Source organism: Cesiribacter sp. SM1, assembly GCF_020178975.1.
Taxonomy (GTDB): domain Bacteria; phylum Bacteroidota; class Bacteroidia; order Cytophagales; family Cyclobacteriaceae; genus Cesiribacter.
The window spans coordinates 27,965-42,503 of sequence record NZ_JAHXBU010000016.1; the positions used below are offsets into that span (position 1 = coordinate 27,965).

The following is a 14,539-nucleotide window of genomic DNA, read 5'->3' on the forward strand; positions in this document are numbered from 1 at the left end:
GGAAAAAAACGTTTCTGCTACAGGTTGCTGCTGAATAGTGAAAAAAATAAAAAATTCTTAAAAAATTTTTTAGATCTCCAAACCAGATCAAAAACCATCAAAATAAATTAAGTGCAATTATTGTCTGATGCTAAAAGCGCCTATTTGCGCACTTCTGACTGATACTTTTATTCCTGAATAGCCTCTTTTAAAGGTTTTATAGACCTCTTGTTGTGCTGGTGATTTGTGTTAAAGCAAATTTTTGCGCACATTTATTCTGTAGGTCATTATTTGAAAAGTTATATTTATGGAGTCGTATTTTTTAGCCAGGGATTCCAGGTTGTGGCCCGTTGCTGGAGAAGGGGGAGGGATGAACGCTGCAGCACAGGGAGTGTTACTTGCTGCTGAAACGCCTGACGTGATGCAAGGCTTACTGATGCTGTTACTGCTGCTCTTTCTTTTTCCCATGGCCAGGCGGCTATATCGGAATTGCTGTTCCCGAAGGCTGGCAGCCCGAATGAGGGGCCATAACCATCCTGCCATTCCTGCTATTACTTACCCCTCTGCCCGGCATCCACCCTCCCCTGAAAAGGGAAAGCAAAAAAAGCACACGGCAGCAGCATCTGCAGCAGTTCCATCCCCGGAAGCTTTCCAGGGAAGAGATTCTTCGGAAGAACCTCCTCCCAAAGTGGATGCTCCCAAAGTGGATGCTCCCGGAGTGGATGCTCCCGGAGTGGATGCTCCCGGAGTGGATACTGCGGGTAATGAGGAAACACGAACTGAAATCCAGGGGGGCACCACCTCGGCAACAGAAGAACTCCATGATACGGATGCTGCCGCAGAGCTGGACGATTATACCTTCTACAGCCTGCTCGACAGGATGGATATAGAATAGACTTTTTTTTCACCATAATCTGTAAGTGCTATGAAACTATTATTTATTCTGCTGCAGCAGCAGACTACGGTGGCCCTGGAGGACTTTTCCGCCTTTGTCCTCATGGCCGTTAACATCATCTTTATCATCATCCTGGCACTGGGGCTTATCAACACCGTCAGGAAATTTATCATGAGCGACCCCGGCGCCATGAGCAGCCTTGGACAACTGGTGATCGGTGTGATCGTCTTCCTGGTCTTCAACATCTTCAAAGATGATCTTACCGGCATTTTCGGGGAGTTTGGCCTATGAGAACCTATCCCGCTATCGAACGCAAAAGCATCATCCTCGGCATGCCTGCAGGCGACCTGATGCTCTTGCTCTGCGTGCTCGTCGTCCTCGTTCTGCTGGGCGGAATTATGGGTACTTTCTTTCAGGTATCGAAGTACTACTACTTCGGCTCCCTGCTCTCCGTAATTGTCCTGCAGTTTGTTCTGCGCTACCTGCACCGCAGGCGGCACCCCAGCTTCCTGGCCTCCTGGATATCCTACTATTTCCTGCAGGCCCGCCGCATTACCATCACAGCGAAACCAGGCTGCCATGAAAACAAATCCCGGAACTGCAAGCGGGAAACCCGCCGCTAAGAAAATGGCTGCTTTTCACCAGCTGATGCCGGTATATGCCATGGAAGGTCATAAACTGATCTTCAGGGACGGCCGTATTGCCCTGGGCTTTGCCATGGAAGGCGTTGAAGCAGAGCAGTGGACGGAAGACCAGTACCGGCAGTTGAACCTGCTTTTAGCAGGAGCTCTGAAACCTCTGCCAGTGGGCACAGTCGTACAACGGCTGGATTTCTTTTACGACCAGGCTTACCGGAACTATCAAAAAGATGGTGCTTACTTTCAGGGAAAGGCTGATGCTCACTTCATGGATCGGCTGATGCTGTTCCAGCAGAGCTACCTGTTCATCACCTTTCCTCCGGAAAAAAGCGATTCACGCAGCAGCCCGACGAACAACCTTTTCGTGCAGCTACACCGGCGGATCTTTGATAACCCCCTTGCCGGTATCGGAAAGCGGCTGGAAGAGGGGGAGGGCCTGGCCCTTGAACTGGCAGCTGCCCTGGAGACGGCCGGCGGCATCAGCCTGAAAAGGCTCCTGGATGATGAACTGTACAAGCTGTACCTGCAGTACTTTAACCTGACATTCGACACAGCCCCCGCCACTTTTCAGCGGCCCATCCACAACCACCACCAGTCACTGGCAGTGGGCGAAAAAAAGCTGCGGGTGTTAAGCCTGTCAGGACAGGGATCACAGGTGCTGGATGCAGTGCGCAACGGCTATGGTGTAAACGTACCGATGATCTACCCGCTTACGCAGGCCCTGCAGTTTCCCCATATCCTTAGCCAGAACATCTTCATCGAAGACACAGACACCTGCCTAAAGCAACTGGACCGGGAAAAGAAGATCAACAGCTCCCTGCACTTTCTGGCGACCCAGGACAACCGCATCAAGTCCGCCGAAATCGATGCGTTCACGGCAGAGGTGCGGGGCAACAACCGGCAGTTGGTGTCCCTGAACCTGACCCTGCTGCTGTATGATTCTGATGACAGGCGCCTGCAGCAGTGCCTGGAAAAAGCTGTTACCGCTTTCCGACAGGTGGGGGGATGCGAATGCCTGGTAGAGTCTTATGATGCGGCAAGCCTGTACTTTGCCAAAGCCCCGGGCAATGCAGCCCAGAACTACCGCTGGCTGCTGATGCCTGCCTACTATGCGGTTACCTTTGCACACTTCACCACCAACTACCACAGCAGCGAGGAAGGTGAATTGCTGTGTGACCGTTACCGTAATCCGCTCCGGGTAAACCTGTTCAATACCCGCCTGAATAATCAGAACTGCCTGGTGATCGGCCCTTCCGGTTCGGGCAAGTCTTATACCATGGGCAACTTTATCTGCCAGCGCTTTGAGCGGGGTGATAGCCAGATCATCATCGATGTGGGGGGAACCTATAAAAATGTAATCGAGAGCCTGGTGGGGCTGGAGGCATACTTTGAGTATGACCTGGCAAGCCCCCTGTCCTTTAATCCTTTTCTGATTGAACGGCAGGCAGGGCGGTGGATGCTTGGCGGCGACAAGCTTAATTTCCTGACAGCCCTGCTGGCCATTTTGTGGAAAGGCCCTTGCGGAGCCCCGGCTCAGGGAAACAAAGCACTCTTAAGCCCGGCAGAAAGGGCCATTCTGGTGAGGCTGATCCCTGCTTACTATGATTTCCTGAACGGAGAAAAGCAACGGCAGACGCTTCCTTCACTGGCTGGCTTTTATCACTGGTTCAGGTGCTACCACCGCACCCATGCAGAGCAGGAAGAATACCGCACGGAAATGCAGTTCTTCAATGTGGCACAGTTCCTGGTGGTGCTCCGGCCCTTTGTAGAGGGTGAGTACAGGCGGGTGTTAAATGCCTCCCGCGAACTGGACATCTCGGACCTGCCGCTGGTGTGCTTCGACATGGCCCGCATCAAATCAGATCCCGGCCTCTACCCGGTTATTTCCATGCTGATCACAGAGCTGGCGCTCGACCAGGTGCGCAAGTTTCCCAATGACCGGAAGTATCTCTACATGGATGAGGCCTGGTCCATGCTCTCCGATGCCATGGGCGAATGGGTGGAAAGCATGTACCGCACCATCCGTAAGAACAACGGAGCAATGTGCATCATCACCCAGGGGATCGATGAGATCATCGGCTCCCCGGTAGGGGCAGCCATCATTCAAAATGCCCAGACCCAGATCATCCTCAACCATACGGATGGAAGCCAGGTGAAAAAACTGGCCCTCCACCTGGGTTTTACCTCCCACGAGCTTGATAAGATCCACTCTCTGCGCATCGGGAAAAATTACCGCGAGCTTTTCATCAAACAGGGCGATACGGCCAAGGTCTACTGCCTGGAGGTGTCGCCCCACCTGGATGCGGTGCTCTCCTCCAAACCGGCAGAGCGCAACTACCTGCGTAAGCTCACGGAACAGTTCAGGGGTAACATTCACCATGCCGTGAACCAGTACGTGGAGGACCGGCAGCTGAAGAAAGGAGTATTCTATGAATAATATTTCCATTAATCCCAGTTTCCTGGCCATCATTAAGGAGATGGCCAGTGTGGTGCAGTTTCCCTGTATCCTGCTGATCCATACGCTGATGGCCGTCACCCTCATCATTACACTGGCCAGGGGCTTTACAGCACGGGGAGGGGTTTCAGTTGACTATGGTGTTGTGGTGAGGAGTTTTATTCTGCTGGGGCTGCTTTATTTTTACCAGGAGCTGATGGAATTGATCAGTGGCACCATCGGCGCCTTTGCCGGATACCTGAACCAGCCTACCAATATTTATGCGGCGCTGGAGGATTTGCCGGGCGGAGAAGCATCGGTTACTGACCGCTCACTGACCGACTATGTGGAGGAAGCAGTGGACTACATCAATTCGTTCAACCTGCTTAGCCTGCTGCAGTCGGTTGCCCTCGGTGGGATAGCAAGCATTGCCCGGAAGCTGATGGAGTTGGTCCGGCAAACACTGCTGGGCCTGCTCTATGTCACAGGACCGATCGCTATCAGTTTAAGTGTGCTGCCCTTTTTCGGGCAGCTGGTACAGAAGTGGTTTCAGAACTACCTGGCCGTGCAGTGCTGGAGCATCACCCTCATCATCCTGGACAACATCGTCGTCCTGTACCGGCACCTAAGCCAGCACCGCCTGGGGCTGATGCATGGACTATCGGTGTCGGAGGCGGCGGAGAAGCTGGACATGATCCTGATCACCCTGGTCATTGCCATGTTGTACTTCATGGTGCCCTATATCACCTCCCTCTTTATCGGGCAGGCACAAAGTGCGCTCTACCCCTCCCGGGTACTGGCGACGGGGGCTGGTGCGGCAGTTCTCACGGCCCAGGGTGCTGCTGTGCTGGGGGGTGTCACAAGTATGGCATCAGGTGCCGCTTCGACCATCAGTGAAACGTGGAAAGACAGATTTTCCAGGGAAGAAGACAGTAGCAGCCCCGGAGCAGAGCCGCCTTCTGCTTCCCGTGGCGGTACCGGGCAGTCCATCCCTGTTCGGCAATAGGCATATGAATGTAAAACCTTAACTTTTAGTGTATGGCATCCTCTTTGAAAGATTTCGACAGCAGTTTTGAGGTGTTGAAGAAAATCACCATCGGCACCATCCTGCTTTCCTTTTTGCTTATCCTGCTCCTGTGTACCTATGTGGTGCTGCAGGAGCGTAAAAAGAGTGAACGGGTCTATGTGGTGACTGATCTGGGAACGCTCCCTGCCATCCGGCAGCAGGAGCGGGAGATTTCTGTATACGAAGTGCGCAACCAGATAAAAACTTTTTTGCACACCATGTTTGCCCACCATGCTGCCAACTACCAGGAGCAGGTAGAGGCTGGTCTCCACCTGATCGATAAGGAAGGAGGGCAGCGCATTTTGCATGATTTTACCAGGGGTGAGGTTTACCAGAACTATGTGCGGCTGGGTACCCAAACGAGTGTTGTGGTTGATTCGGTGCTCATCGACATGAAAGCCCGGCCAATTGCTGGGCAGGCATTTGCCCGGCAGACGATCTACCTGGGCGAAAAGAAACGGGAGTTTCCCATCGGCGTCCGGTTTGAAGTGATCGAAACCTACCGCAGTGAACAGAACCCCTACGGACTCCTCCTCCAGAAGTTCGATTACATCCTCTATGAGCCTAAAGTGGCTGCGGCGCATTAAGACCGTGATTGTTTGTATGATACTTATTCATCGCTTATGAAAACCTTTTTGTTCTTATTATTATGGATTCCCTTTGCCCTGGCTGCCCGCCAGCACCTGGTTGGGAATGTAGGCATTCGTGCCTATCCCGGTGCTGATACAGTCTTTGTATCGGACACGGAAACCACGTACCTGATTTTTCCAGAGGAGGTTCAGCTGGTGGACATCGGCCGTACCGGTGAATATTTTGCCAGGATTGAAGGTAAAAGTGTATTCCTGAAAGCACGTAGCAAAACCTCCGGACCTACCAATATCTTTGTTCGGTTCGGAGGCGCCTACTACACGGCCAGGATCGCCTTTGCCCTCGTGCCGGCACAAAGCCTGTATGACTTCAGCAAGCAGCCAGCTGCTGGACAGGAGCCTTCTGGCGGCAGTCCGGTAGCTGCAGTACTCCTGGAAAAGCTGGCTCAGCAGGAGGCAGTCATGCAGAACAGGAGCCTCCGGCAGCGTGCTAGGCATGGCCTGGCGCTCCGGCTTATGCACTTACAGAATGACAGGCAGCTGCTCCTGCTGGGCATGTGCCTGGCAAACAATTCCTCCATCGATTACCGGCTGGACTTTGTAGGCTTCAGCTTTCAGGAAAAGCGGGGAAAACTGTTCTCCCGCAACAACAGCTATCGCAAGGAGGTGCGTCCTGTTGCAGAAATAGTACCGCAGCGCATCTCCGCCCTGGAGCAAGGCTCGTTGTATTATGCACTACCTCTCTTTGCCATGACCCGGCGTGGCAGGCTGGAGATCCTGATCCGCGAACAGGAGGGGGCCAGACTGCTGCGCATAAAAGTCCCTGCCCGCCTGATCAACAAAGCGCCCCTTTATGCGGATGGCCATGGACACTAAGCAGGGAAGATGGCGGCAGTGGCTGCGGAAAAAGGGGTGGGTACTGGCCTTGGGTGTGGTGGGCCTTGCCCTGCTGGTGCTGTTTGGGTTCGCCAGCATAAGGCGCTACCAGGCAGCTACGCCGATTGCAAGTATCAAACCTGAGGTGCGGCTTCCCGGGGAGAGCCCCCCGGAGCAGGCGCTTTCAAAGGAGCCTTCAAGGCTGGAGCGTTACCACCGGGAGCTAGAGGAGGTTAAGAAGGAAAACGCCAGGCGCCGCCGCACCATGGAAACCATTGTGGCCATGGACTTCGGGCGCATGAGCCGGGAAGCCCCAGCCGCGGAAAGATCCGCAGACAGTACAGCTGTACCCGAAACTGCGGTAAAGCCTCCAACAGCACAACATTCCCGGATAGAGGAAGCGGTTGAATCTGATCTTCAATCCCCTGCAAATCCCCGCCCAGCCAGGTCACGGCAACAGCCGGTGGGGCATGCTGCCCCTGCCCGGCGGGAGGAAGCTCAGGCAGATCCTTTCTACACTGTCAGGCCGCAGCAATCTGCTGTTGTTGTGCCGCAGGAGCAGCAGGGGTTATTTCGTGCAGTGGTCCATGGTGATCAGCAACTGCAGCCACAGGCGACGCTGCTTCTGCGCCTGCTGGAGGAAATGCAGGTAGGCAAACAGCGCTTTCCAAGAAACAGTCTGCTCTATGGAAAGCTTAGCGGTTCCGGTGGCGGACGTATCAAAATCCGTATCCTGCGTGTGGATGCCGTGCCTGTACGCATGCAGGTGTACGATCATGATTACCAGGAAGGGATTTTCTACCGTCAGGAGGAACCCCTGCCTTCGGCACTTGCGGAAAGCAGGGAGGATGCCATGAACCAGTTGCTGCATGCAGTGCCTTATGGCGGCGTGGCCGGAGGCCTGGCAGGGCTGGGGAGATCCTTCCTGCGGAAGAACAGGAAAGACAAATCCCTCTTCCTGGCGGACGGCTACCCGCTCTTTGTAGCCCCTGAACCACAATAAACCTTAAACTTTTAAGCGATGAACCCATCACTCTTGAAGAAAATTATGCTGCCGGCTTTTATGCTGGTACTACTCGGCCAGCCCCTGAAAGCCCAGTGGGTGGTCTATGACCCGGCCCAGTTTGCTAACATGATCAAAAGCATTGCCAATGAGGTGGAGCTCATCTCCAAGGCAGGCAAAACCTTGCAGGAAACTAAAAAGATTCTGAACGCAGCCGTCCGGACAAAGGAAGAAATTGAGAACATCTACAGCCTGCAGTGGGAAGTGCAGGAAGCACTGAAAATAGCCCGTGGTATCCAGGACCTGAAATGGTCGGACCTGGACGGTGTTACCCGCTCGGCAATGGGCATTTCAGTGGATCCGATGGTGTACCTCCCCGAGCTGCCCGAAACAGACTGGCTGCGCCCGGCGCTGCGTGCGAAGCCCAATCCCCATAATGCGCGGCTATTGTATGGCCTATTAACAGGTCTTCATGCGGCGAGTGATCCAGTGCCGGACCTGGTCTCCTATGATGCGCTAAACCAGCAGACACTGCTCAACCAGTTTGCCTTTACGGAAATGAGCGCGCAGAAGAAGATGCAGGCGGCACTGTCCTATCATGAGCTGGCCGAAGAAATGATCTACGGGGCCAGGGAACTGATGGAGGCTGTAAAAAGGGACCGGCGCCTGACGATGAACGAAGCAGAAAGGCTGAATGCCCTGAAACAGTGTCGGGAGGTGATTCAGCAGAGTATTGAGCTCAAACTGGAAGCCGACGAACTGCTGCGCACGGCAACCGAACAGCCCTCCGCCTCTAAAAAGGCCCTGCTGGAGGCCTACCGGAATCACCTGGTGCGCAAAGCCCTGGCAGAAGAACCGCAGATGAAATACGGACAGTAATTTCATGTTCGCTATGTTTTTCCCTTTCAGCCCATTTGTGTACCCGATGCCCTTGTTCCGTTGCATTGCTGCTGGTCAGCAACGCCGGAACAGGGCTTCTTGCATACCAGGCTGTTAGTCATGATACAAGTAGTATATCCTTCAGCGCATTTACACCATACTGAATAGCATGAAAACAGCCAGAAAAGAGATAAAAATAGGAGCTGCCGTCCATGAACTGCTCATGAGGGAGGCTGGAGAGTTTCAGCTGTCTCATAGGGAATATACCGAAGCGGTGATCCGCTATTTTGCCAGCCGACGGCTGAACCCGAAAACCGTCAGGGAAGGGCTGGCGTGGGGGCTGCACGATGCTTTTGATAAAGGAATCACGAAGATCCTGGACATGCTGAACCGGCAGGAGCAGGAAAGTATGGCGCTGATGGTGGCAAGCCTGAAGGAAATCCTGCATGAGCAGATTAACACCCGCATCCTCATTGAGGTCCTGCTCAACAACCTCCATCAGCTCTCTGAAATGAACCGGGAGGAACTGCAGCAAATGGTGCAGAAAAACAGCCAGTATGCGCTGCAGCGGAAGCAGGAGATACTAAAGGCCTATAATCATGAGAAAGAACAACCTTAACCTGTAGCCAATGCATTCTAAGATCATCCAGCCCCTTATTCACGGCAAAGGAGTTTATGAAAACAAGGGGAGCAGTGGGCTGCTGATCAGGTATCTGCAGCATGAAGCTAAGGAAAAGGGGGTAGCACTAACCTTCTTTTCTGGGGAAGGAGATGGTATATCTCCTTCGGAAGTACGCAGACAGATCGACGAAAATATAAAGGGCCTGCAGCGACAGGAGAGCAAGTTTATCTCCCTGGTGCTGTCGCCTGGGAAGGAGGAACTCCGGCATATTGACAATGACCCCGAAAAGCTAAAAGAGTTTACACGGCTGGCAATGCAGCAGTATGCAGAGAACTTTCGGCTAAAAGGGGGGAAGAGAGTCTGTGGGGAAGATCTGCTCTGGTTTGCAACCCTCCATCAGGAAAGGACCTACAAGGGCAGGGAAGAGGAAGTTAGGCTGGGACTTCATGAATCAGGAGATTTGAAGGCTGGCTACCACATGCATGTACATGTGGTAGTCTCCAAAAGGGACCGGGCACAGCAGCTTACGCTAAGCCCTTTCGGGAACAGGGAGCGCTTTGATATGGGGGCCTGGCAAAGGGACAACCAGTGGTGCTTCAATAGTATGTTTCACTACTACCCCCTTGATAAAGCACCAGCCTGCAAAGTCCCGGGAGTGCAAGAGGTGAAACGTTACAGAGCCCGCATTACTGCCAGGGTAGAAACCATCAATCTATACCTGGATAAAGCGCATAAGCTGAAGCCGGAACGGGTGCTGGAGGTCGCGGAAAAGCGGCAATGGGACAGGACTTTTTTCTTCAACCTGAACAGGCTGGAACAGAAGCTGAAAAAGGAGCAATATGTGCGTGACCCCCTGCATTTGCTGGAGCATAACCGCGACCGCAAACCAGAGCAGCTGCGGGTAGACCAATCCCTGGCAACGTCGCTGAAGCAACTGGCCGCAACCGGCAGGGGTATGGGATTTACTGAATCGCTGAACCTGTATGAATTTACACCACGTAGGCGTAAGCGTAACACAATGTCCTTGAAATAAAAAATCCATATGCAACACCATCAGGCTATTTTCTTTCTGCTGATCCTGATGCTGGCCATCCTGGCAGGGGAATATGCGGTCTATGTGCAGCTGGACCCCCTGCTGGCCCTGCAGACAGATGACAGGGCTGCCCTGGTTTTGTTGAAACTGGCCGCTGGTGCTGGTGTGTGGTGCAGGCTGAGTTTTATGATCTGTTTTCTGGGTTGGGTAATGGGGAATCCCGGAGGTATGGCAGGTACCGGTAAAAAGCAGATCCCTGGCAACGTGAAACTGGGGGTAATTATTGGCTTCCTGTTGTGTGTTTACTTCTTGCTTCGGGTGCATGTTTATCCACTGGTAGTGATCCGTTTCGGATATCCTGCCATACTTTGCTGCTTTATCCTTACAGCTTTGCTGCTTCCTGCCGTGTGGAGCCGGAGACAGGGGACACATTTCGGAATCAGGAATGAAAAGAAAAAGATGAAAAGGGCTTTGGGATTTAGCTTCAGGACAAGGGCGGGGTATATCAATGTGCCCAATCCTTTCCGGGGTATTTTTATCAGCGGTGCGGCCGGGGCAGGAAAGAGCGAATCCCTGGCTTTTCCCATCATACAGCAGGCCATCGCAAAAGGGTATACGGGGCTGGTGTATGATTTTAAGTTTCCGGTGCTGGCAGAGCAGGTGCACCTGGCGTTATGGAAGTGCAACAGGAGGGAACTGGACTGTTATATGCTTAACTTCCACGACCTATCCAGGAGTCACCGCCTGAACCCGCTGAAAGCGGAGCAAATGCCAGTGCTGGCATTTGCGGAAGAGTACAGCCTGGCTATCCTGAACAACCTGCTGCCGGAAACCATCCGGAAGAAGGATTTCTGGATACGATCTGCCAATGCCCTGCTGTCAGCCGTGATCTGGTTCCTCAAAAAGCACCACCCGCAATACTGCACCCTTCCCCATGCTGTGAACATCATCCTCTACAAAGACTATATGCGCAGCCTAAGCATGCTGGCCTCCGATCCCGAAACAGCCGGTATGGCCAGGAGCGTGATCAGTGCCGTAGAAAATGATGCCGAGGGGCAGATTGCGGGGGTGATCGGTTCACTGCAACTCTCCATTGCCCGTATCAACAGCCCGGAGATCTGCTGGGTGCTGTCGGGGGATGATTTCGAGCTTGACATGAACAACCCGGACAAACCTAAACTACTGGTACTGGGGACCCTTCCCACGCTGGTGGATACCTTCAGTCCGCTGATTTCCTGCATCATTACCGTTGCCCTGAAACAAATGAACCGGCCGGACTGCCTCCCAGCTGTGGTGCTGCTGGATGAAGCCCCCACGCTCTATATTCCCAGGCTGGAAATGATACCGGCTACGGCCAGGAGCAACCGGATTGCTACGGTTTATATGGCGCAGGATTATAGCCAAATGGTCGACAGCTATGGGAAGGAAAAAGCTGATGTGATTATTGCTAACCTGAATAACCAGTTTTACGGAAGGGTGGGGGTGGCCAGCTCTGCCAGGATGATCAGCGATTTTTTTGGACGGGAGGAGAAGGAAATGGAAAGTCGGTCCACCAGCCAGAATCACTGGGGCGGGCGGCTGACGAATAACCATACCATTTCCATCAACAGGCAGGAAAAGCAGCTAGTCCGGCCACAGGACCTTAGTAGCTTACAGGTAGGTGAGTTTTTAGGCACGACTGTAGAAGGTAAGGAACCTTACTTCTGGAGCAGGATCCGGGTAGGGAAAGCGTATAAGCAGGCGCCAGCTATACAGCCATTTGCCTCAAATGTGCAGGTGGAGCAGAACTTTAAGAAGATCCATGCAGAAGCCGAGCAGATCGTTACTTCTTACAGGCAGTCGGTCCGGAAGCCTGCCAGGGGGAAACGCAGGGCCTGATTAAGGTAGAAAAATGGTAGCCTCACTGTAGGCTGTTCATGGTTAGCTGTTCATATAGGGCTGCCAGGTAACGAGAACATATTTCTCCTTTCCATTCTCGTTCCGGGAAAGGAAGCCATATTCATAGCAGAAGAGGTACACATCTCCCTTGCCGTTTTTCCAGTAGTGGGTGAAGAAGCGTGGTTTGAACCCCTCCTGTAACAGCACCTCTTTTCTTAGAGTGGTTTTCCCTACCTGGTTGTATCGCCTTAAGATGCTGCGATTTTTTTTCAGCTGGCGGTCCACTTCGAAGAAAAAACTATCCTGCTCCAGTCGCTGCTCATATTGAAATGAGGATTTGCAACTGGGTGAGCAATAGACTTTATCCCTTCTACCCACCACTTCTTTTTTACATACCGGACATACCTTCATAAGAAACAGAAACTTAACCGCATACTATACGAATCATAACCGCATAAAACACCTTTTGTGTTGTAGCACCTGCGTATTTTTAGCTATGCAACAGCACCAGCACAGGAAAATCATGCTTCAGCACCTGCTCATTGGAGGTGTACAAAAGATAGGGCTGCAGTTTACTGCTGATGAGCAGATTCATCTGTGCATCAAGCAGTCTCTGTCTCATGCACGCTGGTCCAGGGAACATCAGATGGTGACATTACCCAATACACCAGCGCAGTTGAGCCAACTGTTTGCTGTTTTTCGGGGAATAGCCTGGATCGATGGCAGTAGCTTTTTTTCTGCAGGGAAGTCTTTAGCTGTGCAACCCCTTGCGGATATAAGGGTTGAAAGAAAGCAGGAGGAGCTACCATTCGTGACTATCTATCCGGCAGCAGAAGGAAAAGTAATTCTTCGCCACCGCTTTGACCATACCCTCTATAGTGCATTGAAGCAATTGGCCTATCTAACTTATAGCAGAACGGAAAGAGGCTGGCTAGCTGACACTGGACAAATAGCTTTGCCCCAGCTTCTACAACAAGTGAAAAAGATTGTACAAGTGCGCCTGGATGCAAGACTGGAGTTAAGAGAAGTAGCGGATATTCAAGAGGCATTCCGGGGCAATGCTGCTGATACACTGCTTTGTCCGCAAAGGTTTTTAGTGGTACTTTTCGCCAGGGGCTACAGTCGCAATACCATTCGCTCCTACCATAGCCTGCTGCTTCGCTTTATGCGGCAGATGAAGCTCAAAGACGAAGCTGCTTTAGCAAAGGTAACGGCAGAACAGGTAAATGGCTATCATGCCAGGTGGATGGCTAGCCAGGAAGCGGTGGCTTCAACAGTCAACCAGTCGGTGAATGCACTTCGTTTTTACTACCGCTATGTAACTAAAACACCATTAGCGCTTGAAGATGTGATTCGTCCGCAAAGACTGCGGCAACTGCCAAAGGTCATGAGTCGTGAAGAGGTCGTGGCCCTGATCAGAGCAGCTGGTAATGTAAAGCACCGGGCGATGCTGGGCCTGATTTATTCAGCGGGTCTTCGATGCGGAGAACTGCTAAACCTGCAGGCAGGAGATGTTGAGCTGGAGCGTGGGCAAATCAGAATCAGGGCAGGTAAGGGTGGAAAAGATAGGATCACACTGCTTTCTAAACGAGCCGTTGCCCTGCTCAAGCAATACCTGGAGAAGTACCAGCCTAAGAAATATCTCTTTGAGGGGCAGTGGGGAGGACCCTATACAAACTCAAGTTTGGGGAAAGTACTTAGACATGCTTTACAGCGAGCAGGTATCTCTGTTCCCTATACACTTCATTGTCTTAGGCATAGCTTTGCGACACATCTTTTAGAAGATGGTACGGATCTGCGTACATCCAAACCCTGCTGGGACACAACAGCTGCAAAACTACTGAAATCTATACCCATGTAAGTCAAACTGCCTTAAACAACATACAAAGCCCGTTGGATCGCTTGGATTTCACACAGCCCCGCCGTATGTTAGGGTCATGATAAAACAAAAATATACGCCACTGTGGCGTATATCCAGTAGTTAGGCATAATCCAATGATCGATATATTCCTTATAGCAAGAGATGAATTTGATCCCAGTGTTATCCTCAACCCTGATGAATTCCTAGATCATTATTTATTTGAGGATGAAGATGAAAATCTTAGCCTCGCCCATATGACCTTGAACAATAAAGAGGAAATAGAGCTACTAATAAAATACTTATTTAATTCATTGGAACCGGTTTCTGTAAAGCATGAGACGGATCAAATTGAGATCATAGATATCAGTGATTTAAAATCAAGCATCGCTTCATATGAGCAGCTAAAGGAGTATTATCGAGATTGGATTAATGAATCTGGGAGAGATAGCCATATGGATGAATATGGGGCTTTACTAAGCATTATAGGATATGTACAAAGGAATCAAGACAAGAAAAATCTACTCATTGTCAATGATAAAAAAAGACTATGCCTAACAACAGAATAAAGCAAGGGCTGTAAGAGCTCATTGTCATTGAACTACAAAACATCTACATTATGTCCATAGAGAAGCTGCGGTGAGCAGCCCCTGCTTTATTCAACGGACGTTGGTAGTCATTATGAACAGGAGACACTACATATTAGAAGTAGCTAAAGAAGTATGGACATTTGGTCATCACATTGACCTGCCAGACGATTATGACTTTGAAGGGGCTAATTCATTGTACAA

Annotated in this window: 15 protein-coding genes; 14 read left to right on the forward strand and 1 reads right to left on the reverse strand. The window is 51.6% G+C overall.

Going from position 1 to position 14,539, the window contains the following annotated elements; genetic code table 11:
* Positions 1 to 286: 286 nt before the first annotated feature.
* The 12 genes from KWJ01_RS03615 to KWJ01_RS03670 all read left to right on the forward strand — a co-directional run bounded on the left by KWJ01_RS03615 (position 287) and on the right by KWJ01_RS03670 (position 11,890).
* The gene (locus tag KWJ01_RS03615) at positions 287 to 874 is read left to right on the forward strand and encodes a hypothetical protein (protein ID WP_224995062.1); all 588 of its coding nucleotides are present in this window, start codon (positions 287 to 289) and stop codon (positions 872 to 874) included.
* Positions 875 to 904: 30 nt separating this feature from the next.
* On the forward strand, positions 905 to 1,165 hold the full coding sequence (locus tag KWJ01_RS03620) for a hypothetical protein (protein WP_224995063.1): 261 nt from the start codon (positions 905 to 907) through the stop codon (positions 1,163 to 1,165).
* Positions 1,162 to 1,497: a hypothetical protein gene (locus KWJ01_RS03625; RefSeq protein WP_224995064.1), complete on the forward strand. Its 336-nt coding sequence runs from the start codon at positions 1,162 to 1,164 to the stop codon at positions 1,495 to 1,497. Before KWJ01_RS03620 ends, KWJ01_RS03625 begins: the two co-directional genes overlap by 4 nt.
* Entirely contained in the window at positions 1,454 to 3,949 is a 2,496-nt protein-coding gene (locus tag KWJ01_RS03630; protein WP_224995065.1) for a VirB4 family type IV secretion system protein, read from the forward strand. The genes KWJ01_RS03625 and KWJ01_RS03630 overlap by 44 nt, the downstream gene beginning before the upstream one ends.
* Positions 3,942 to 4,952: a hypothetical protein gene (locus KWJ01_RS03635; RefSeq protein WP_224995066.1), complete on the forward strand. Its 1,011-nt coding sequence runs from the start codon at positions 3,942 to 3,944 to the stop codon at positions 4,950 to 4,952. The genes KWJ01_RS03630 and KWJ01_RS03635 overlap by 8 nt, the downstream gene beginning before the upstream one ends.
* Before the next feature lie 32 nt (positions 4,953 to 4,984).
* Positions 4,985 to 5,599, forward strand: a complete 615-nt coding sequence (locus KWJ01_RS03640) for a conjugal transfer protein TraK (protein WP_224995067.1) — start codon at positions 4,985 to 4,987, stop codon at positions 5,597 to 5,599.
* 36 nt (positions 5,600 to 5,635) lie between these two features.
* A complete protein-coding gene (locus tag KWJ01_RS03645; RefSeq protein WP_224995068.1) occupies positions 5,636 to 6,475 on the forward strand; it encodes a DUF4138 domain-containing protein in 840 nt (279 codons plus the stop codon).
* The gene (gene traM / locus KWJ01_RS03650) at positions 6,465 to 7,478 is read left to right on the forward strand and encodes a conjugative transposon protein TraM (protein WP_224995069.1); all 1,014 of its coding nucleotides are present in this window, start codon (positions 6,465 to 6,467) and stop codon (positions 7,476 to 7,478) included. The genes KWJ01_RS03645 and traM overlap by 11 nt, the downstream gene beginning before the upstream one ends.
* A gap of 18 nt (positions 7,479 to 7,496) precedes the next feature.
* Positions 7,497 to 8,357, forward strand: a complete 861-nt coding sequence (locus KWJ01_RS03655; RefSeq protein WP_224995070.1) for a DUF4141 domain-containing protein — start codon at positions 7,497 to 7,499, stop codon at positions 8,355 to 8,357.
* Positions 8,358 to 8,526: 169 nt separating this feature from the next.
* Positions 8,527 to 8,976, forward strand: coding sequence for a hypothetical protein (locus tag KWJ01_RS03660; RefSeq protein WP_224995071.1), 450 nt, complete (start codon positions 8,527 to 8,529; stop codon positions 8,974 to 8,976).
* A gap of 10 nt (positions 8,977 to 8,986) precedes the next feature.
* Entirely contained in the window at positions 8,987 to 10,012 is a 1,026-nt protein-coding gene (locus KWJ01_RS03665) for a DUF5712 family protein (protein ID WP_224995072.1), read from the forward strand.
* A 9-nt stretch (positions 10,013 to 10,021) separates the two neighbouring features.
* Positions 10,022 to 11,890: a type IV secretory system conjugative DNA transfer family protein gene (locus tag KWJ01_RS03670; protein ID WP_224995073.1), complete on the forward strand. Its 1,869-nt coding sequence runs from the start codon at positions 10,022 to 10,024 to the stop codon at positions 11,888 to 11,890.
* Between the two features lie 42 nt (positions 11,891 to 11,932).
* Here KWJ01_RS03670 and KWJ01_RS03675 read toward each other — a convergent pair whose 3' ends face one another.
* Entirely contained in the window at positions 11,933 to 12,301 is a 369-nt protein-coding gene (locus KWJ01_RS03675; protein ID WP_224995074.1) for a hypothetical protein, read from the reverse strand.
* A gap of 85 nt (positions 12,302 to 12,386) precedes the next feature.
* Between KWJ01_RS03675 and KWJ01_RS03680 the strand changes: the two genes are divergently transcribed.
* Positions 12,387 to 13,751: a tyrosine-type recombinase/integrase gene (locus tag KWJ01_RS03680; protein ID WP_224995075.1), complete on the forward strand. Its 1,365-nt coding sequence runs from the start codon at positions 12,387 to 12,389 to the stop codon at positions 13,749 to 13,751.
* 134 nt (positions 13,752 to 13,885) lie between these two features.
* Positions 13,886 to 14,317 (forward strand): hypothetical protein, encoded by a 432-nt coding sequence (locus KWJ01_RS03685; RefSeq protein WP_224995076.1) that lies wholly within the window; start codon positions 13,886 to 13,888, stop codon positions 14,315 to 14,317.
* Positions 14,318 to 14,539: the final 222 nt, after the last annotated feature.